Source organism: Adlercreutzia equolifaciens, assembly GCF_029076695.1.
Taxonomy (GTDB): domain Bacteria; phylum Actinomycetota; class Coriobacteriia; order Coriobacteriales; family Eggerthellaceae; genus Adlercreutzia; species Adlercreutzia equolifaciens_A.
Genome location: NZ_JARFIK010000065.1, coordinates 1 through 424, shown reverse-complemented (window position 1 = coordinate 424; position 424 = coordinate 1). Strand labels below are relative to the sequence as shown.

Here is a 424-nt window from a genome sequence, read left to right as displayed (position 1 = left end):
GCCAGCGCTTCCAGGAGACGTTTCCCTCGTTCATCAAGCGCTACGGTATGACCGACATGTACACGGCGGGCTTCTACCCCTTCCCCACTGAGGAGGACCGCTGGGCCTACTGGGCTCATCACGCCACGGTGAACAACTTGGGGCTCGAGGCCCAGCCGCTTTACGAGGAAATCTACGAGTGGGCGCGCACCCGCGACTACTTCGTTATCACCACTAACGCCGATATGCAGTTCTTCAAGGCCGGCTTCGACCCGGAGTGCATCTTCGCCACCCAGGGAGATTACGCTCACATCCAGTGCATTACCGGCCAGCACGGCATCCGCGTGGACGCCGAGCTGTTCGCCCGCATCGAAGAGGACACCGACCACGGCAAGCGCACCCGCATCACCGACGCGAGCCTGGTGCCCACCTGCGACGTATGCGG

Annotated in this window: 1 pseudogene; it reads left to right on the top strand. The window is 62.7% G+C overall.

Going from position 1 to position 424, the window contains the following annotated elements:
• Positions 1–424, top strand: a pseudogene (locus PZH32_RS11485) (Sir2 silent information regulator family NAD-dependent deacetylase); the annotation flags it as partial.